Below are 19,125 nucleotides of genomic sequence, written 5' to 3'. Positions count from 1 at the left end.
CCGAATGCTATTTCTTTTTCATGACGTCGATGGATTTAAGCGATTCACCAGTACCAATAGCGACACAGTCAAGTGGGTCGTTAGCAATAAATACTGGTACCTTAGTTGCATCCGCGATAACGTCTGGTAAATTGTGCAATAAAGCACCGCCGCCGGTCAGAACAATCCCGTGATCAATCACATCAGCTGCAATTTCAGGGGATGTTTCTTCAAGCGTCTCTTTAACTGCTCCAATGATCTCTTCAACTGGTTCGTGAATTGCTTCAGCAATATCCACAGCTGAAACATCAATTGTCTTAGGCAAACCTGTAATGAGGTCACGGCCTCTGATTGATGCGCCATCGTCAGCTTTAACAGCTTCCTTAGAAGCAGAACCAATGTCCCACTTCAACTGTTCAGCAGTCCGCTCACCAATCAGCAAGTTAAAGTGCTGACGAACGTAGGCAACGATTGCTTCGTCCAGTTTGTCACCGGCCATTCTGATTGAACGGCTTGAAACGATACCGCCAAGTGAAATAGTGGCAACATCAGTGGTTCCGCCACCAATATCCACAACCATGCTACCAGTTGGATCCATAACGGGAAGCCCCGCACCGATTGCAGCAGCAAATGGTTCTTCAAGTACGTATGCATCGCGGGCGCCAGCCACGCGGGTTGCATCAATCACAGCACGTTTTTCCACTTCTGTAACACCACTAGGCACACAAACCATGACGTAAGGCTTGCCGTTTGAGCTGCCTAACGTTTTTTGAATGTAGTATTTCATCATGGCAACGGTTGTATCATAGTCAGCGATAACGCCGTCCTTCATTGGCCGAATGGCAACGATACTCGCTGGTGTCCGCCCAATCATTGCTCTTGCATCTTCACCGACTGAAACAATTTCGCCGGTCTTCGAATTCTTAGCGACAACTGAAGGTTCGCGTAAAACGATACCCTTACCGTCTACGTAGACGATCGTGTTGGCTGTCCCAAGATCGATACCAATGTTTTTAGTTCCTAATCCGAACAATCTGTTTCATCCCTTCATTTAGCCACAATCACTCGTTTGATTGCTTGTTAATTTGCTAGGTGTTATTATACCATACCTCGAAAATTTAATAACTACTCGCCGATTAAAAGCATAACCAATTATAGGTCAGTCTGGCAAGTATTAATTTGTTATTTAAAAGAATTTAAACATTACATATATAAGGATAATGTATTAAGGCTCTTTGAAGAATGCCCGCACGTCAGAAATGAAGTAGAGTGACCCGGTAATCAGGAATAAATCTTCAGCTGACATCCGCTGCGAAATAGTGCCAATTGCCAGTTGCCAGTTGTCAATTACTTCAATTCGATCGTCGTTTTGATACTGCGCAGCTAACTCTTCAGGATCAGTCACCGCACGGGTCCCTGGTCCCTGGAAAGTAGTCAGCACAATGTGTAAGTTGGAAACGGTCCGCAAGGTAGCCAGCATCTTGTCATGCTGCTTATCTGCCAGAACACCAAATAAAATGTAAATCTCATTATCACTGAACCGCTGCTTTAAAAGGGCCGTCAGCTCTTCAATAGCTGGTTCGTTATGCGCACCATCGATCACGATCAGCGGCTCCTGGTTAATGGGCTCGAAACGGCCTGCCCAAACGGTTTGCGCCAGCGAACGGGCAGCATCCGACTGGTTGACCGCTTGGTGCTGCTGTCGCTGATACAGGATAAAGGCGGTTAGTGCGCAGCTGGCATTATCCACTTGATAATCACCCAGCATACTGATTTTTAAGCCCTTAAACAATTGATCTTTAAACTGATAATCAAACTTCTCCTGCCAGCCGGCCTCGGACTTAATCGTAACCGTTACCTCGTGTTCCAATCGATAAAGTGGACTGTGGTTTGCGGCTGCCGTCTTTTCCATCACCTGCATTGCCGACTCCGGCAAGCGGCCAACCACTACGGGAACAGTTGGCTTGATAATCCCGGCTTTTTGCGCGGCAATCTCCGGTAACGTGTTCCCCAGGATCTTCATGTGGTCAAACCCAATCGTTGTGATCACTGAAACGGCCGGCGTAAAGACGTTGGTTGAATCCAGTAATCCGCCAATGCCAACTTCGACCACGGCCACGTCAACGTTAGTCTTGAAATAAAGAAACATCATTGCGGTAATGATTTCAAACTCCGTCGGGCCGCCTTCTGGATAATGGGCATCCAGGTCAGCGACTACGGGCTGCACCCGGTTAACTAGTTTAACCAGTTCAGAATCAGAAATAGGTTGCCCATCGATTGAAATGCGCTCGTTAAACCGAACTAAGAACGGTGACGTAAAGGTCCCTACCGTGTAGCCTTGCGACATTAACAGATCCCGCAAATAGGCAACGGTCGACCCCTTTCCGTTGGTTCCGGCAACGTGAATCGCTTTAAGTTCCTTTTGCGGGTCGCCCAGCAATTTCAAGAATTTCCGCATCCGGTTCAAATGATCGCTTTTCTTAAACTTCGTCCGGCCGTGAATAAAACTTAACGCCTCATCGTAATTCTCCACCATGACTATCAATCTCCACTCTTCTCATTTAAAAAGGAGCGGAATCAATATTGATCCCGCCCCTTTGATTCTGAATTTTATTATAACATGTGTAACAACTACTGTTCAGCTTTCAAAGCAGCTAAACGATCCTGAGTTGCTTTTAGTTTAGATTCATTATCAGCCTGTTTTTGACGTTCGCCCTCAACCACATCGTCAGGCGCGTTGGCAACGAAGCGTTCATTGCTGAGCTTCTTCTTTGCCCGGTCAACTTCGGCTTCAAACTTCTTGATTTCCTTATTCAGCCGAGCTGCTTCTTCGTCCAAATCAACCAACTCAGCCAGTGGAACATAAACTTCAGCGTCAGTGATAATTCCAGTCATGGCAAGTTTAGGTGCCTTGACGTCAGCGCCGATTGTCAATTCCTTTGGATGAACGAACCGGTCGATGTAATCACGGTTGGTTTCAAAGACGTGAGCTAATTCCTGATTGTCAGTCTTGATCAGCACGTCAATTTCAGATGACATTGGCGCGTTGGCTTCGGCACGAATGTTCCGAACGGCCTTGATCAATTCAATCAAGTTAGCCATTTGTGATTCAGCCTGGGCGTTGTCGAATTCGTCGTGAACCACTGGGTACTTAGCGGTAACCAGTGACTTGCCGTCGTGCGGCATTGTCAGCCAAATCTTCTCGGTAACAAATGGCATGATTGGGTGCAGCAGACGCAGGGTCTGATCCAAGACGTAAGCTAAAATGTTACGGGTATTAGCTTTGGCTTTTTCATCGTCACCGGTCAGGATTTCCTTGCTCATTTCAATGTACCAGTCACAAAAATCATTCCAGATGAAATCATAAAGTGCTCGGCCAGCTTCACCAAAGTTAAACTTGTCGAACTGTTCCGTTACCTGTGCCACCGTCTTATTCAAACGGCTTAAAATCCAGCGGTCAGCTAAGTCCCATTCGCTTTCATCAGGCAGTTTAGGCGTACTCATGTCGCCCAGGTTCATAATAACGTAACGACTGGCGTTCCAGATCTTGTTGATAAAGTTCCAGGCAGCGTCCATCTTAGTGTAAGTAAACCGAATATCTTGACCAGGTGTTGACCCGTTAGATAAGAACCAGCGCAGTGCATCGGCACCGTACTTGTCAATAACGTCCATTGGATCGATCCCATTACCTAATGACTTACTCATCTTGCGGCCCTGTTCATCACGAATCAAACCATGAAGCAACACGTGTTTGAAAGGTCGACGGCCAGTAAATTCAAGTGATTGAAAAATCATCCGTGAAACCCAGAAGAAGATAATATCGTAGCCGGTTACCAAGGTATTGGTTGGGAAGTAGCGCTTGAAATCTGGGGCATCCGTATCAGGCCAGCCCATGGTTGAAAATGGCCACAACGCACTAGAGAACCAAGTATCTAAAACATCCTTATCTTGTTCCCAATTTTCAATGTCCTTTGGTGGCTGCTCGTCAACGTAGATTTCACCAGTCTTCTTGTTGTACCAGGCTGGAATCTGGTGACCCCACCAGAGCTGACGGGAAATCACCCAGTCATGAACGTTTTCCATCCAGTGAGTAAACGTCCCTTCAAACCGTTCTGGGACGAAATCAACCTTATCGTCACCCTTTTGATTCTTTAAAGCCTGTTCTGCTAATGGTTTCATCTTAACAAACCACTGGGTTGATAACCGGGCTTCAACTTGAACACCGGTCCGTTCTGAGTGACCAACGGAGTGGACGATTGGTTCGATGGAAATCATCAAGCCTTGATCCTGCAAATCTTTAACCATGGCTTTACGTGCTTCAAAACGATCCAGACCTTCGTACTTACCGGCTTTTTCGTTCATCGTTGCGTCTTCATTCATGGTATTGATTCGTTCCAAGTTGTGACGGTTCCCAACCAGGAAGTCATTCGGGTCATGGGCAGGAGTAATCTTAACGGCCCCAGTCCCAAAGTCCGGATCAGCATGCTGGTCGGTAATGATTGGAATCTCACGGTTAGCAAGCGGTAAAATAACCTTCTTGCCCACAACGTCCTTGTACCGCTCATCACTAGCATTAACGGCAATGGCAGTATCACCCATCATCGTTTCAGGACGGGTAGTGGCAATTTCGATGTAGTCCTTGCCGTTTAACTTGGTTTTACCATCGGCAAATTTATACTTAACGTGGTAAAAAGCACCCTTATCATCCTTGTGGATAACCTCAATGTCGGACAAGGCAGTCCGTGCTTGAGGATCCCAGTTAATAATGTATTCACCACGGTAGATCAAGCCCTTACGGTAAAGCTGCACGAACACTTTTTTAACGGCGTCCGACAGCCCTTTATCCAAGGTGAACCGCTCACGGGAGTAATCAAGCGAAAGGCCCAGTTTGCCCCATTGCGTCTTAATGGTGCTGGCAAATTCGTCTTTCCATTCCCAAACTTTATCGACAAATTTTTCCCGACCTAAGTCGTAACGGCTGATCCCTTGTTCACGAAGTTTAGCTTCAACCTTCGCTTGAGTAGCAATTCCGGCATGGTCCATTCCTGGTAGCCAAAGGGTATCGTACCCTTGCATCCGTTTTTGACGAATGAGCATATCTTGTAACGTCGTATCCCAGGCATGGCCTAAATGCAATTTACCAGTCACATTTGGCGGGGGAAGAACGATTGAATATGGTTTGGCTTTTTTATCTCCGCTAGGCTTAAACAGCCCTTCTGACAGCCACTCATCGTAACGACCGGCCTCAACGGCTTGCGGATCGTACTTGGGTGGCATTTCTGTTGACTTATCTGTCATTTGATCTCTTCCTTTCTTATTCGATTGCTATGTAAGAAAAAGCACTTCATCCTATAATAATAGGACGAAGTGCTTTTCGCGGTACCACCTAAATTGGGCTTTTAAACCCCTCTTAATAACAATCGTTAACGGATGTCACTCCGGTCAGACCTACTGTGCGTTCAGTCTGACAGCTCGCAAGCTACTGTCGATCAGCGAATCGAAAAGCCTTTCAGCCAAGGGCTTTCTCTCTGCGCAATACCGGTTGGTCAACTCTCTTGCTCATTGCTTATACTCGATATGATAGCCATTTTTCGGCTACTCGTCAACTCTAGATGTTAATTTTTCTAAGGCTTTTAATGCTGCGACGTAATCAGGTTCGTGGGCAACGTCCGGTACAATTTCCTCATAAGTAATCTTACCATCAGCATCGGCAATCAAAATAGCACGGGTCAAAACACCCATGTTTGGTAAGTACAAGTTGGTGGCGTAGCCGAATGACAGCTCCTCATCAGAAAGCACTTGCAGGTTCATAACCCCTTCTGCGCCGCACCAGTTTTTCTGCTGGGCAATCGTATTATTTGAAATCGTCACAAAGGTCGCATCCGGATAGTGGTCAGCCTGCTGATTAAACTTGTGCGTTTGCGTACTGCAGACGGGCGTTTGCAGATCCGGCACGATTGAAAGCAATAATGACTTACCAATCAGCTGCGCCATCTTAACCTTCTCACCATCTTGATTAAACAACTTAAACTTCGGTAATTGATCCCCAACTTGAGGTGGATTACCTTCCAATTCAACTGCTTCACCGTTAAATTTAACCTTCATCAATTAAACACTCCTTTTGGGTGCAACTATAGCTTAAATTTACAGCGTGAGGCTGAAAATTGCAAGCGTAATCAGACCTGTTTTGGCGCAAAAAGAGCGCTCATTCCCGCTCAAAGTTATCTGAGAGAAAGTGAACGCTCCGGTGTTAAATTTAGGTTAAAGTAATTCCGCAAAAACGTCCTCTTGCTGGTTCATAAAGTTTTCACCGGGATGAATCACGGTCACTTTAATGCCTTCAAGTGCTTCTTGCATTAAGCCGTCGACATCGATGAGCTTTTCAAAATTACGGGTCTTTTCTAAATCTGGCCGCGTCTTAGGAGCCGGCGGCGTGAAAATCGTACAGCAGTCTTCAAATGGTAAAATCGACAGCTCGTAAGTGTCGATTTTCTCGGCAATCTTAATGATCTCGGTCTTATCCATTGAAACTAAGGGCCGCAATACCGGCAAAGTGGTCACGTCATTAATGGCCATCATGCTTTCAAGCGTCTGCGAAGCCACCTGTCCAAGGGATTCACCAGTGAAGACACCCTTATCACCACGGGATTGCGTAATGGCGGCAGCAATCCGCAGCATCATCCGCCGCTGAATGGTCATCAAATAGCCTTCTGGCACCTTTTCCTTAATCGTTTCCTGAGTCTTGGTAAACGGAACTTGAATAAAGTTAATGCTGCCAGCATATCCGGCAATCTTTGAAGTCAACTCCTTGGCCTTGGCCAGCGCCTGTTCACTGGTATATGGCGGACTGAAAAAGTGCACCATATCCAGCTTAACGCCACGTTTCATACCAAGGTAAGCTGCTACTGGTGAATCAATGCCACCAGAAAGCATCATCGTTGCTTTACCACCAGTACCAACGGGCAACCCGCCGGCACCAGGAATGGTTTCGCTGCTAAGGAAAATCCCGTTTAGGCGAACTTCTACCCGCAACGTAATATCAGGGTTCTTCATCTTAACTTTAATTCCTGGAACGTTACGTAAAATATGACCACCCAGCTTATCGTTGATCTGGTTAGTGTCGTATTCAAAATGGTGGTCCTGACGTCGAGTATTGATTTTAAACGTCATGCCCGGTTTGTACTGAGCCTGAATCATCTCTAGAGCGGTCTTTTTAACGGCTTCAAAATCCTTTTCCAGTTTGATCACTGGTGAAAAATTTTCGATGCCAAAGACGCCCTTTAAGCGTTCAATCACCGGTGCTGAATCGTTGCCATTTAGTGCAACGTGCAAGCGGTCATACTGCGCACGAATATCTAAGCCTTCAAATTCATGAAGGCTATGACGAACGTTCCGGCCAAGCTGACGGATAAAATCTTTCCGATTCTTTCCCTTGGTCGAAAGTTCCCCGTAACGCACCATAATTTCAGAATATTGCATGTGGACCTCCTTTTCGATTAAATCTTATGCTGATAACAATTTGAATTTGTCGTAAAGCTTATCAAAGACCTGATTGAACTCATCAGCTTCTGCCAACGTGTTATGGTCATCCAACGAGATCCGAATAGCACTGGTTGAGAGGCTTTCTGGAATGTGCATCGCCGTCAAAGTGCTTGAAGCTAAGTGCTTCTTAGAACTGCAGGCACTGGTCGTCGAGATATAAATTCCTTGTTCTTCAAAGGCGTGGACAATGGTCTCGCCACGAACACCTTGAATTGCGAAACATAAGATGTGCGGTGCAAACCCATCGTTGTCTTCAGAAAAAGTCGTAACTAACGGAAACTGCTTAACGTGGTCAAAGATTCGCTGCTTGATTTCAGCTTCCTTAGTCACTTTCTGCTTTTCATCCGTTAATAGCAGACGTAACGCCTTTGCCATGGCAGCGATTGCCGGCAGGTTTTCAGTCCCGCTACGTAAATTACGTTCCTGACCGCCACCAGTGAGTAACGGTGCGATTTTACGGCCGCGACGGGCATAGATAAAACCAATGCCCCGCGGTGCGTGGAACTTGTGCCCAGAAAAGGTCACAAAGTCTACCCGATCGTTCATGATCAGATCTTGGATGCCCTTGCCAATACCTTGAACGGCATCAATGTGAAAATGAATCTTTGGGTAATCTTTCAAAACTTCAGCGGCTTCTTTTAGCGGTTGGATCGTCCCGATTTCGTTGTTAACGGCCATGATTGAAACCAAAATCGTGGTTGGCCGAATGGCAGCTTTCAAATCGTCAATGGAGATTCGACCGTGTTCATCAACTGGTAAATAAGTGACTTCAAAACCTAGTTGTTTAAGCTGTTCCATTGAATTATGAATGGCAGGATGCTCAACAGCAGTGGTAATCAAATGGTTACCAAACTGCCGTTTCTCAATAGCAGTCCCCTTCAAAACCCAGTTATCGCCTTCGGTACCGCCACTGGTAAACAGAATTTCGCTCTGAGATGCACCAAGTAAATCGGCAATCTGCTTGCGGGACTGTTCCAGTAAGTTGAAGGCTTCTTCACCAAACTGATGTAAACTAGAAGGGTTACCCCAAATCTTTTCGCTTACTTTATCGTAAGTAGAAACGACTTCGGGATCAGCCTTCGTTGTTGCACTATTATCAAAATAAATCATGTATATTCTGCCTCTTTGCGTTTTAGATTGGTTCGACTCCAATCAAATAGACTGGGGTTGATTATATAGGATATGGAGGGGGGAAGCAAGTCAAAGGTGCGGAAGTGGGCGCTTAGAGAGCGAAGTGTAAGGGACTGATTACATAAATCCCGGGCTTGGATTTGTGTGGTCAGTCCCTTACATGCAGCTCTCTGCCCGCTGAAGCCCAATTCAGCAATATAAAAGGAGCACTGCATTCCCACAGCACTCCCAATATTACAATCCTACTTCTCCGAAACCTCACCAGCATCTTCATCAGTAACTGGCTGCTTACTCTTATAATAACGGTCTTCTAACCGCTTGTATGAACCCGGCTCAACTTCATCCAATACGGTTGCGATAGTCTCTAAACTCTTGGGGTAATCATACTCTTCATCGAATAGCCGCTGTGCTTCCTGACTAGCTGTTGCTACTTCTTCGTGGGTCATGCGGTAACGATTAGCATATTGAATCAACTGTTCTGCTAACTGCGCGCTGTCGATAAGGTCGTTGGTCTTTTCAGTTAAAATGTCTAAATCAGATTGAATCATAATCAGTTGTTTGGTGATATCTTCCATATTAATCTGAACTTGATTCATATCATCCGTCAGCTTATCAATTTCATCGCTAACGACCTGATAATAATCTAGATAACTCTTAGCTACACCAGGCAGATTCAGATTTTCGACTTCCCGACGAATACTATGCAGCTTAAATTCAAACTGCTGCAAATTCTGATTAGCCTGCTCTTCTTCCTTGGCTAATCCCGCAACTGAATCGTTTATTTCTTGCTGCTGCTTTTCGATTTGAGTTAAATCATGGATCTGTCGTGTTTGACGCGCTTCGACATCCGTATAAACAGCTTCATTACTATGGATATTTTCCACGTCTTTTTGATAGGCCGTCTCAATGTTACGAAGCTGTTCGGTGAACTCCCGGGTGGTTTCTACTTCTTGATGGTCTAGTGTATAGTTATGACTTAATCGTTCCAGTTCCTTCATCAAAACACTGTTTTGATTTTGTGCATGGCTAATAAACTTAGACAGGTAATCCAGGTTCTTAGTAACCTTGGTCTTAGCAACTATTTCCTTTTGCATCAAATCATAAAAGTGATCGATTTTAGTGGATAACGCAGTGTCTGCTTGCTTAACCGCATCAACGTCCAGTTTTGCCAGCATCTCTTTGCTCTTACTGATTTCAGCGGGCAATGCAGCAATCTGATCCTTTAAATCAGCAATGGGGAATTGATAGCCTTCCTGTGTGAGTTCACTTTCACCCTGAGTCAACTCTTTGATCTGGGTTGGAAATTCGGTCTCCAAATTAGTAACTAACGGGGGAATTGCCTTTAACATTTCGTCTAGGTGATCGGTATCAACTTGAAGCTGGCCCAGTAATTTGGCTGCTTCTTCATGATCCCCTTTACTGGTGACTTCACGGAAATGATCGTTATCATCTTCCAGTTTCCCTAACTGGGTTTCAAGACCGTCAATGGCATCCCCATACATAAAGTTCTTCGCCAGTAACGTTTTTCGTAACGATTGGTAGCGTGACTCCAGCGTTTTTACTGCCTGCTTATGCTGGGCATCAATCTTCTTAAGTTCCGCAACGTGATCTTGCACTTGCTTGATTGCCTGTTCAGCAACTTCCAGCGAGGCAGCTGCTTTTTTAGCTTCCTGCTGTGCCGTCAGTACCCGGTATTGTTTAGCGCTATTAATAGCGTCATTGACTTGCTGCTTGAGTCTCGGCAGCCGGTGTTCCTTCAGATCACTAAAGTCCGTGGTAAGCTGTTCCACTTCTTCCAGGGTTTTCCCCGTCAGACTCATGGCACGAACTTGATCAACTGAATCACCCAATTTATCAATTGACAGTCCTTCTCGCTTTTGATCGATTCCCTTCAACCGTCTGATCAGATACTGCTGGTAGATTAATATACCGGCGTATATGACAATTGCCAGGATAATGACACCTATTAGTATCCTAAACATCTAATCCCCATCCTTCGTTACCAAAATACACTTTTATATGTATATTTAGATAGATTATGATTGATTTTTCATCAAATACCCATTAAAATCTATACCAGTTTAAATTATAGCATACCTTGTGAAAAGGCTTCACCCGAATTTCAAGATTCGTAAACTAAAACGTGAGGGGTAATCAAAATGACGGAAACAAATACCACCGTTTCAATGATGAATCAACAGCTGGATGCGCTCCTATATAATGAAACGAATTTGATTGCCAACTTATCCAACGCGTCAGCCCTATTGAATCAAAGCATGGCTGACCTAAACTGGGCGGGTTTTTACCTCTACCAGCCAAAGAAAGATGAACTGCTGCTCGGCCCCTTCCAAGGCAATGTAGCCTGCATGCACATTAAAAACGGTGCTGGTGTCTGCGGGACTGCTTTGAAAACGCAGCGGTCCCAGTTAGTAGAGGACGTTCATCAGTTTCCCGGTCACATTGCTTGCGATTCGGCCAGCAATAGTGAAGTGGTAGTTCCACTTACCAAGGACGGCGTGAAGATTGGCGTCATGGATCTGGACTCTCCAAAGATTGGCCGTTTCACTGAAAATGACCGTACAGAACTGGAACAATTCGCCGCTATCCTATTGAAACATATTGACATTCAGTAGGAATTGGCTGTATACTGGCGATTGTGTAAAATAATGCAGCGGTGAGCGGTAAGCTCGTCAACAGATCACTGCCAAAAGGTGGTTCGGTAAGTAACCTGCGGCTGCACAGGGCGAAAACCGCAAAGGGATCTGCACGAATATCAAACTCACGTCAAATTATTTTACTCCAACTAAAATTTTTGGAGGAACTATCTATGTCACGTTATACAGGACCAAGCTGGCGCGTTTCACGTCGTCTTGGCGTTTCACTTTCAGGTACTGGTAAAGAATTAGCACGTCGTCCATTCGCACCCGGCGAACATGGCCAAGGCCGTCGTTCAAAGCTTTCCGAATATGGGACCCAATTACGTGAAAAGCAAAAGCTGCGTTTCACCTACGGTTTGACTGAACGTCAATTCCACAACTTATTCGTTCGCGCAGGTAAGATTCGCGAAGGTAAGCATGGTGTTAACTTCATGATCTTACTCGAACGTCGTTTAGACAACGTGGTTTACCGTTTAGGTTTGGCTACTACTCGTCGCCAAGCTCGTCAACTGGTTAACCATGGTCACATCACCGTTGATGGCAAGCGCCTTGACATCCCTTCATACGAAGTTAAACCTGGTCAAGTGATCAGTGTTCGTGAAAAGTCAAAGGATATGCAAATCATCAAGGATGCCGTTGAAGCCGTTGTTGGTCGTCCTCAATACGTTGAGTTCGATGCTGACAAGCTTGAAGGTAAACTGGTTCGTTTACCACAACGTGAAGAATTGGATGCAGACCTCGATGAATCTCTTATCGTTGAATACTACAACCGTTAATAAGCGTTGTTTATCTAAAGAAAAGCAATTTGCACGTTATGTGCAAATTGCTTTTTTTTGATTTTCTATTGAATTAACTGGTTAAAAAACGGCCGCAGATCTGTGACAGTTGCCAGAACCTCCCGTTCAACCTGCGTAGGATCAGCAAAGATTGCGTCGCCACGCAACCACTGACGGCCGACTAAAAAATCAGCTTGTTTTACCTGTTGGTAGCGCGTTAGTTGCTTGTCTAATTTCCTAGCCGAAATTGGGCTAAAAGTTTTCGCCATGTGATTTGGACTAACATCATAGTGATCATTAAGCTTAGCCAGTTCCGGTAATAGCCGCGATAATCGCTGAATCATTTGTGCCCGCTCCTTAGCTTCAGCTAGGCTAGCCAGCCAAACGAACAGCCGGTCGTCCCAAAAACCGACCATAATATGCGGATTCATTTTATAACCCCGCTTGTTGGTACTAAAAGCGATCCACGTATTCATCGGCGGATTCTTGTGCCGGCGTAAATGTTTAGCAACGTGGGCGTAAATCGGCGTTTGAAAACCCAGTGTTTCAATCACTAACGGTGCTAAGGCGTCAAATTTTGGGTCGATTTCGCTGCGAATACCGGCCATTCTTCCCCCTAACGTTGGATCGTCAAAAGCCTGAAAATCAGAATCATTAAACAAAGTCTCTCCCCCGTTCTTCATGGTGTCTGTGTTCATACAGACATGTTACAATAGTCTTACTATTAATGAAAGTTGGTGTTACGCAATGCCTGACAAAGATCAAATGACGTCTCACTTGGATAACGCCATGTACGGGCCGCCAAAGCTGCATCCTGATGAGCAGCGAACCTACCTGGGCACGTTTCGCGAACGGGTATCACTGCTGATGTCGATCCAACAGCTTCAAAAGACCGAATATCTGTCAGCGTTTCAAGCAGAATTGAATGCTCATCCAGATTACCAGGTGATTTTTAACGGTCACACTGGAATGACCGCTCTGAAACCCTATTTACAAATCGCCGGTCAGCTTCAACGGGCATTCACCATCGTTCAAGATGATTTTTACGGGAATAACCCCACCGATTCAGGATTAGTCGTGGTTTCAAAAACGGCAATTAATCAATATCCGATTAAAGTTGAAGATAAGACTGCCCAACAACCAGCAGATGAGCAACCGAAGCCCCAATCAGCTCAAACAACCTTCTGGACTAAAATGAAGAAACACCTCGGTCTTTAAATTATTTGAAAGAAGTCAAACTATGCCACAACCTTTAGCTTACCGCATGCGACCACAGCGGATCGAAGACGTGGTCGGGCAGCAGCACTTAGTGGGTCCGGGCAAAATTATCTCCCGAATGGTCAAAGCTAAAATGCTGTCGTCAATGATTCTTTACGGACCACCTGGTACCGGTAAAACTAGTATTGCCAGTGCCATAGCTGGTTCAACGAAATATGCCTTTCGAAAATTAAACGCTGCTACAGATTCAAAAAAGGACCTCCAAATTGTGGCTGAAGAAGCCAAGATGAGCGGTACGGTAATCCTGTTGTTAGACGAAATTCACCGGCTGGATAAAGCCAAGCAGGACTTTTTACTGCCCCACTTGGAAAACGGTCGGATCGTACTGATTGGGGCAACCACTGAGAATCCCTACATCAGTATTAATCCAGCTATTCGCAGCCGAACGCAAATTTTCGAAGTAAAGCCACTGATGCCAGACGACATCCGAACCGCAATTGACCGTGCCCTAACTGATAAAGAAAACGGTTTGGGTAATCAGCAAATTGATTTAGCACCAGAAGCCGAGAACCTTTTAGCCACAGCCACAAATGGTGACCTCAGAAGTGCCTTGAACGGCTTAGAATTAGCGGCTAAGTCCACTGATCCTACAGATGGTGTCATTCACCTCACTTTGCCAATCATCGAAGAGTGCCTGCAAAAGAAAGCCTTCAGCCATGACAAGGACGGCGATGCCCATTACGATGTCATTTCCGCCTTTCAAAAATCAATTCGTGGCAGTGACACTGATGCAGCATTACACTATTTAGCTCGGCTGGTAACGGCGGGCGACTTGCCAACCATTGCCCGACGGCTGACGGTAATTGCTTATGAAGACATTGGCCTGGCTAACCCGCCGGCAGCTGCCCGGGTCGTTGAGGCCGTAACGGCAGCGCAACGGTTAGGCTTCCCTGAAGCCAGAATTCCACTGGCCGATGCAGTAATTGAGCTGTGTCTGTCACCCAAATCCAATTCGGGTATCATGGCCATTGACGCTGCGATGGCTGATATCAGCTCTGGTCATTACGGCGATATTCCTGCTCACCTGAAAGATTCACACTATAAAGGTGCTGCTGACCTCGGTCACGGGGTAGATTATAAATACCCGCACAGCTTTAAAAACGACTGGGTTAAACAGCAGTATCTGCCTGATAAGATTAAAAATGCACAATATTATGAGCCAAAAACCAACGGTAAATTTGAAACCGCGCTGGCACAGCAGTATGAACGGTTGCGAAAGGCACAGCACGCCAAAGGCTAACGCACCTAAGAAGATCAAAATGGCAATATTGGCTGAAATATGCTAAGATATAGACAAGTTCTAGGGTGTGCGCGTTGTCCACATACGTGTTTGCCGAACAACTAATGTTACATTGGGACATGGGTTAACTCTTCCGGATTGCAGGCCTTTTACACTTGGTAGCATGAACGCAGATATACCCGTCCCACCTGCTTATCAGCGGGCCAAAACCTATCGGACAAATTAACGGCACTATTAGATCTTCAAAGTGGCAACACTTTGGGGCTGGCTTGCACCTTGTAAGCCAGCTTTTTTATTTTATGACAAAAAGCGGCGTAAAGCCTGGAGGTTTCCTTGTGGTTATTAATATTTTAATGATTCTGTACGTGTTATTGACCTTTTTTCTTGGGTGGTTTTTCCTTACCCATACTCACCGGCCATTCTTGGTTTTCCATCCCGAAGAAAACCCGAATTTATCGGGCATCGTTAAGTTTTCAGGCTGGTCATTATTCGTTGTTGGCATAATCGCCGCAGTTGCTACCGTTATGCAAAACGACGTCTTTATTTCCATGACATTATTACTTGGTGTGCTTGATATTTTAGCCATTCAATTAATGCTGGTTCACTTCTTTCCGAAAATTAAATGAAAACGGTTTACATTTCTCTTTTTATTTGGCGTAAAATAACGTAAAATAGAGGTAACAAGTAGAGAGAGGTGAGTCATCATGTTACAACAATATAAGCACATCTTAGTTCCAGTTGATGGTTCTTACGAAGCCGAGTTAGCATTCGAAAAAGCTGTGGCCGTTGCCAAGCGGAACGATTCTGACCTGCACTTGGTCCACGTTGTGGATACCCGGGCATTTCAAAATATTTCTAGTTTCGACACTACTATGGTAGAAGAAGTAACCGATACTGCCAAGAAGACCTTGGACAAGTACATTCAACAAGCAAAAGATGCTGGCGTTAGCAGCGTTGACTACTCGATTGAATATGGTGCACCAAAGACCATCATCGCTCGTGACATGCCTAAGAAGTTAGGTATTGATTTAATCATGATCGGTGCTACAGGTTTAAACGCCGTAGAACGGTTATTGATTGGTTCAGTTACTGAATACGTTACTCGTACAGCGATTTGTGACGTTCTGGTTGTGCGGACAGACTTGGAAAATAAGCCAGCTAAACAACCTAGAAAGAAAGCCGAAAATTAATTCTAATAACTAAAAACGAGGTCACTCAAGATTTTGAGTGATCTCGTTTTTGATTTGTTTTTACGATGCTGTTTGAGCAATTTCATCGTGGCGGTAACAATCCGCTAAATGATCATTAACGATACCGGAAGCCTGCAACAGCGAATAACAAGTCTTCGGCCCAATTCGTTTAAACCCAAGTTGTCGTAAGGTCTGAGCTAATTCAGCTACAAACCAGTCACTCGCCAATGTTTCGGCCGGTTTTAGATGATGATCTAACGGCGTTCCGTTAACGTGCTGCCACAAGGCATCACTTAAAGTCCAGCCTAATTCATGCAGACTGCTGAGTACCCTCGCGTTCTCAATGACAGCGTCAATTTTCTGCTGATTACGAATAATGCGCTTATCATGATGCAGTGCCTGTAGCTGACCGGGTGTAATTTGAGCTAATTTATCCGGCTCAAACTGTTCAAAGGCTCCCCTTAAAGCTTCCCGGTATTTCAAAATCAAATGCCAAGCTAACCCTGCTTGAAATATCTCCAAAGATAGATTTTCAAACAGCTGCCGCTCATCGCGAACCGGTACACCCCACTCTAAATCATGGTAGATCAATAATTGCGGACTTTTCTCAGCCCACGGACATCTCGTCGTCATATTATCAGCTCCTTATAGAGCTAAATACGTGAAATTAACAGAACTGGTTCACGACATTTTCAACGATTGCCCAATTAAACTGTTTGACGGGCTGACGATTAACTTGCTGAAGCTTAGTTGTCTGGTTGGTAATTTGACCATCCACCCCAAGCACCCGCATGATCTGCATGTCAGCAATCTTATCGGGTGTCCAAACAAAAACTGGCGCTCCGATGGAATGGGCCTGTCGAATCATGGTCGTATTCAGACCGATTGCCTGCAAGGAATAAAAATCGGCAGGCAAATTTTTAATCGACATCACGTTCAGCGGCACAATATAGCCCACAATCAGATTGGGGTCTAACTGTTTCAGCTTAAGAACAGCTTGATAACTCATGGTGTGCACAAAATCATGATTGGCAATCAGCTGGCTACCATACTGCGCAGCAAAGCGCTGAACCATATCAGAACTGTCACGAGGCGTCACTTTAATTTCAACGATCAACCGCTGATTCTCTTTTTTAGCTGCTGTTAAATAACTGGCTAGACTAATAATTTTGGTTGTTTTCCCGTCTTTTTCAGCACGATTTTTTTTAAGCTGATTCAACGTTAACTTCTGAATGTTTGAAATTTTTGCGCCAGTTTCGGTTTTTAAGTTCACATCTTCACCGTGAGAAACAACAAATTGACCGTCCTTGGTTTCTTGAACATCAATTTCAACAAAATTTGGCTGATGTCTCACGGTCCGTTCAAAGGCATCCAGTGAATTGGGAATACCATTGTTACCGATCACTCCGCGGTGTGCAATCGTCAGACTCGGTGAAGCTGCAACCGAACCAAAATGAAAGGCTTGAAACCCAAAAAGAATAATTAAAAGCATGACTAATCCCGTTGGGAACCAGGCCATGCTGTGCAAATGGGCTTCGTCCTCCGAAAATTCCGGCTGAAAATCCGGTTGCGCAACCGACTCCCAGACCATCGCCAACAAAAAAAGACTAAGGCTGATCAGTGAGAAGATAATTACCACAACCAAGGTGACCAGACTAGTACCATTACCGACCCCATTTGAAAGCAGACTGCTTAAGCCGCGCAAAGCGTGAACAACCAGGTGGTCAATAATTGACATTGGCAGCCAAATAGCTACCAGCGGGCGCAAGAACCACACTAGCCGGTGCCAGCCATTGATCGGTACCAATTCCGGCTTGACCGTCACTCGCAAGAAACCCAGCAATTTGAGAAAACCATACAGTACAATCCCGTATAACACAATAAGAACTGCAACCACGATTCGGCGCTGCAAGACAACCGTGTCCACCCACTTGATGGGCAGCATCACTAAGTTAAGTACTGGTGCCGTAAAACCGGCATCCCCAAATGGTAACCATAAAACTGCCAGTAAAACCACCAGGCTCGTTAACTGCAGCCAGCGCTTGCCTAATCTGTGCCACGACGTCAGCATCAGGAGGTCAGTTTGATTCAAAATAGTTTTATTGGTCGTAAAGGCGGTTAAGATCAAGTTCAACTCAAAAATTAATCCTGATAAAAAACCAATAATCAGGATCACTTTGGTGGCTACTAAACCTGGATTCAACATGAGAATATGCAGTGTAACTAAGATTGCCAGCAACAGGAGCCAGCCGAGGTTAATCACCCGCACCTTTAATAATTGATAACTCGTTTGAAATAAACGTCGATAATAATTGATTGGTTTCACCCTTTCACTCACTAAGCTAAAAAGTCAATCACTGAGCGCAAATATTGCATAATGCTGTCGTTGAAATCATGCCGGACAATCATTGACTCAATCAACCGGCCACGATTATAGATCCGGTTCCAGCCAGATTGACTCTCCTGCTGCTGCACCACTACTAACTCCTGCCGCCAATGTTTAAGCTGCTTCAAGAAGTAGTCGGCATACAGTTGATTCTTATTCGTCAGCCGTGCGAGATAGCCAGCTAAGCGCTGCGGTTCCCCAAAAATTAAGGGACCGTCTAACGTCTTATACCGCTCAATGATGATTGCCATGAGAAAAAGTTTATCCGCCCGCTTCAAATGCTCACGCTCTGACAGTTCGTCCAGCAAATTACCGATATGGGTGAATGCATGGGCCCAGCCGTTAGTTTTAATAAAACCGCGAGTATCTGCTTCTAACACCATGTATAACGCCAACTGATCAACAACTTGATTGACCAAATCCTGGTCCAAAAAGTGGTAGCCGGCACGATCGGCATACATCATGACTGAAAGTAACAGCACCGCGAATGCCCGCTGGTAGACAGCGTCGTTTTCAGGTTCAAGGATGTGAGCGAAAAGGACCGTATCACTGGTTAAATAGCGCACGACCATTGTCATTTGCTGATCTGAAAGTAAGTGCTGCTGAATCAGATCGTTAAACAGGAAATAAATTCCCTTATCGCGAACGTTGGGATCAGGTGATCCAATATGCCGCACCAACTGAAGAACTTGCTGATCACTGACGGTGATTAGCGATTCATCTCTAAGCTGGTCGTTCAGCTGCGTCAGTAAGTCGCGAATCCCGTCATTATCATCAGGTAGCTGTACATCACTTACAGTTGTTTCACACTTTACCGAATTGACCAATGACTCAAGTCTGCCGCTGAGTGATTGAAATAGTTCACCTGCGTTAACCTGTTTACGGATTTCATTTAGCTCTTCACGTATGTCATCTATCTGATTGTTGGCTTCCACTTTTCTCGCTC

At 45.2% G+C, this 19,125-nt stretch carries 17 protein-coding genes, 1 other RNA gene and 1 other annotated feature; of the genes, 7 read left to right on the top strand and 11 right to left on the bottom strand.

Going from position 1 to position 19,125, the window contains the following annotated elements; translation table 11 throughout:
- Positions 1 to 7 precede the first annotated feature (7 nt).
- The 7 genes from JUE95_RS05555 to ezrA form a co-directional block, all read right to left on the bottom strand.
- The gene (locus tag JUE95_RS05555; RefSeq protein WP_203649803.1) at positions 8 to 1,012 is read right to left on the bottom strand and encodes a rod shape-determining protein; all 1,005 of its coding nucleotides are present in this window, start codon (positions 1,010 to 1,012) and stop codon (positions 8 to 10) included.
- A gap of 192 nt (positions 1,013 to 1,204) precedes the next feature.
- Positions 1,205 to 2,515, bottom strand: coding sequence for a bifunctional folylpolyglutamate synthase/dihydrofolate synthase (locus JUE95_RS05550; protein WP_203649802.1), 1,311 nt, complete (start codon positions 2,513 to 2,515; stop codon positions 1,205 to 1,207).
- A 95-nt stretch (positions 2,516 to 2,610) separates the two neighbouring features.
- Complete coding sequence (locus JUE95_RS05545; protein ID WP_203649801.1) at positions 2,611 to 5,277, bottom strand: valine--tRNA ligase; 2,667 nt, start codon at positions 5,275 to 5,277, stop codon at positions 2,611 to 2,613.
- 57 nt (positions 5,278 to 5,334) lie between these two features.
- Positions 5,335 to 5,551: a binding site (T-box leader), on the bottom strand.
- A 23-nt stretch (positions 5,552 to 5,574) separates the two neighbouring features.
- Positions 5,575 to 6,084 carry a thiol peroxidase gene (gene tpx / locus JUE95_RS05540; protein ID WP_203649800.1) on the bottom strand — a complete coding sequence of 170 codons (510 nt, stop codon included), beginning with the start codon at positions 6,082 to 6,084 and terminating at the stop codon, positions 5,575 to 5,577.
- A gap of 156 nt (positions 6,085 to 6,240) precedes the next feature.
- Positions 6,241 to 7,458: a tRNA uracil 4-sulfurtransferase ThiI gene (gene thiI / locus JUE95_RS05535; protein ID WP_203649799.1), complete on the bottom strand. Its 1,218-nt coding sequence runs from the start codon at positions 7,456 to 7,458 to the stop codon at positions 6,241 to 6,243.
- A 24-nt stretch (positions 7,459 to 7,482) separates the two neighbouring features.
- A complete protein-coding gene (locus JUE95_RS05530) occupies positions 7,483 to 8,631 on the bottom strand; it encodes a cysteine desulfurase family protein (RefSeq protein WP_203649798.1) in 1,149 nt (382 codons plus the stop codon).
- Positions 8,632 to 8,894: 263 nt separating this feature from the next.
- Positions 8,895 to 10,634 carry a septation ring formation regulator EzrA gene (gene ezrA / locus JUE95_RS05525; RefSeq protein WP_203649797.1) on the bottom strand — a complete coding sequence of 580 codons (1,740 nt, stop codon included), beginning with the start codon at positions 10,632 to 10,634 and terminating at the stop codon, positions 8,895 to 8,897.
- 177 nt (positions 10,635 to 10,811) lie between these two features.
- Between ezrA and msrC the strand changes: the two genes are divergently transcribed.
- Entirely contained in the window at positions 10,812 to 11,285 is a 474-nt protein-coding gene (gene msrC / locus JUE95_RS05520; protein WP_203649795.1) for a free L-methionine (R)-S-oxide reductase MsrC, read from the top strand.
- 194 nt (positions 11,286 to 11,479) lie between these two features.
- Entirely contained in the window at positions 11,480 to 12,085 is a 606-nt protein-coding gene (gene rpsD, locus JUE95_RS05515; protein ID WP_098826499.1) for a 30S ribosomal protein S4, read from the top strand.
- Between the two features lie 65 nt (positions 12,086 to 12,150).
- Here rpsD and JUE95_RS05510 read toward each other — a convergent pair whose 3' ends face one another.
- On the bottom strand, positions 12,151 to 12,747 hold the full coding sequence (locus JUE95_RS05510) for a DUF1054 family protein (RefSeq protein ID WP_203649793.1): 597 nt from the start codon (positions 12,745 to 12,747) through the stop codon (positions 12,151 to 12,153).
- Between the two features lie 85 nt (positions 12,748 to 12,832).
- Here JUE95_RS05510 and JUE95_RS05505 point away from each other — a divergent pair, with 85 nt between their 5' ends.
- From JUE95_RS05505 to JUE95_RS05485, 5 genes are all read left to right on the top strand, one after another.
- Positions 12,833 to 13,303, top strand: coding sequence for a YueI family protein (locus JUE95_RS05505; protein WP_203649792.1), 471 nt, complete (start codon positions 12,833 to 12,835; stop codon positions 13,301 to 13,303).
- A 22-nt stretch (positions 13,304 to 13,325) separates the two neighbouring features.
- Complete coding sequence (locus tag JUE95_RS05500) at positions 13,326 to 14,603, top strand: replication-associated recombination protein A (RefSeq protein ID WP_203649790.1); 1,278 nt, start codon at positions 13,326 to 13,328, stop codon at positions 14,601 to 14,603.
- 54 nt (positions 14,604 to 14,657) lie between these two features.
- Positions 14,658 to 14,848, top strand: a non-coding RNA gene (gene ssrS, locus JUE95_RS05495) — 6S RNA.
- A 90-nt stretch (positions 14,849 to 14,938) separates the two neighbouring features.
- On the top strand, positions 14,939 to 15,229 hold the full coding sequence (locus JUE95_RS05490) for a hypothetical protein (protein ID WP_203649788.1): 291 nt from the start codon (positions 14,939 to 14,941) through the stop codon (positions 15,227 to 15,229).
- A gap of 78 nt (positions 15,230 to 15,307) precedes the next feature.
- Positions 15,308 to 15,793 (top strand): universal stress protein, encoded by a 486-nt coding sequence (locus JUE95_RS05485; RefSeq protein ID WP_203649786.1) that lies wholly within the window; start codon positions 15,308 to 15,310, stop codon positions 15,791 to 15,793.
- Between the two features lie 60 nt (positions 15,794 to 15,853).
- Here JUE95_RS05485 and JUE95_RS05480 read toward each other — a convergent pair whose 3' ends face one another.
- Genes JUE95_RS05480 through JUE95_RS05470 form a run of 3 tightly spaced genes read right to left on the bottom strand, consistent with a single transcriptional unit; the run spans position 15,854 to position 19,114 of the window.
- Positions 15,854 to 16,426 carry a DNA-3-methyladenine glycosylase I gene (locus JUE95_RS05480; protein ID WP_203649785.1) on the bottom strand — a complete coding sequence of 191 codons (573 nt, stop codon included), beginning with the start codon at positions 16,424 to 16,426 and terminating at the stop codon, positions 15,854 to 15,856.
- A 34-nt stretch (positions 16,427 to 16,460) separates the two neighbouring features.
- Complete coding sequence (locus tag JUE95_RS05475; protein ID WP_203649783.1) at positions 16,461 to 18,119, bottom strand: glycerophosphodiester phosphodiesterase; 1,659 nt, start codon at positions 18,117 to 18,119, stop codon at positions 16,461 to 16,463.
- A gap of 11 nt (positions 18,120 to 18,130) precedes the next feature.
- On the bottom strand, positions 18,131 to 19,114 hold the full coding sequence (locus tag JUE95_RS05470; protein ID WP_203649781.1) for a DUF2785 domain-containing protein: 984 nt from the start codon (positions 19,112 to 19,114) through the stop codon (positions 18,131 to 18,133).
- Positions 19,115 to 19,125: the final 11 nt, after the last annotated feature.

It is taken from the genome of Secundilactobacillus yichangensis (assembly GCF_016861565.1).
Classification (GTDB): Bacteria; Bacillota; Bacilli; order Lactobacillales; family Lactobacillaceae; genus Secundilactobacillus; species Secundilactobacillus yichangensis.
The sequence above is the reverse complement of the archived record's forward strand: the minus strand, read 5'-3'. Positions and strand labels throughout refer to the sequence as shown.

Coding starts and splice junctions, on each gene's coding strand:
- JUE95_RS05550 (WP_203649802.1), bottom strand. CDS start 2,515: ATGGTGGAGAATTACGATGAGGCGTTAAGTTTTATTCACGGCCGGACG.
- JUE95_RS05545 (WP_203649801.1), bottom strand. CDS start 5,277: ATGACAGATAAGTCAACAGAAATGCCACCCAAGTACGATCCGCAAGCC.
- tpx (WP_203649800.1), bottom strand. CDS start 6,084: ATGAAGGTTAAATTTAACGGTGAAGCAGTTGAATTGGAAGGTAATCCA.
- thiI (WP_203649799.1), bottom strand. CDS start 7,458: ATGCAATATTCTGAAATTATGGTGCGTTACGGGGAACTTTCGACCAAG.
- JUE95_RS05530 (WP_203649798.1), bottom strand. CDS start 8,631: ATGATTTATTTTGATAATAGTGCAACAACGAAGGCTGATCCCGAAGTC.
- ezrA (WP_203649797.1), bottom strand. CDS start 10,634: ATGTTTAGGATACTAATAGGTGTCATTATCCTGGCAATTGTCATATAC.
- msrC (WP_203649795.1), top strand. CDS start 10,812: ATGACGGAAACAAATACCACCGTTTCAATGATGAATCAACAGCTGGAT.
- rpsD (WP_098826499.1), top strand. CDS start 11,480: ATGTCACGTTATACAGGACCAAGCTGGCGCGTTTCACGTCGTCTTGGC.
- JUE95_RS05505 (WP_203649792.1), top strand. CDS start 12,833: ATGCCTGACAAAGATCAAATGACGTCTCACTTGGATAACGCCATGTAC.
- JUE95_RS05500 (WP_203649790.1), top strand. CDS start 13,326: ATGCCACAACCTTTAGCTTACCGCATGCGACCACAGCGGATCGAAGAC.
- JUE95_RS05485 (WP_203649786.1), top strand. CDS start 15,308: ATGTTACAACAATATAAGCACATCTTAGTTCCAGTTGATGGTTCTTAC.
- JUE95_RS05480 (WP_203649785.1), bottom strand. CDS start 16,426: ATGACGACGAGATGTCCGTGGGCTGAGAAAAGTCCGCAATTATTGATC.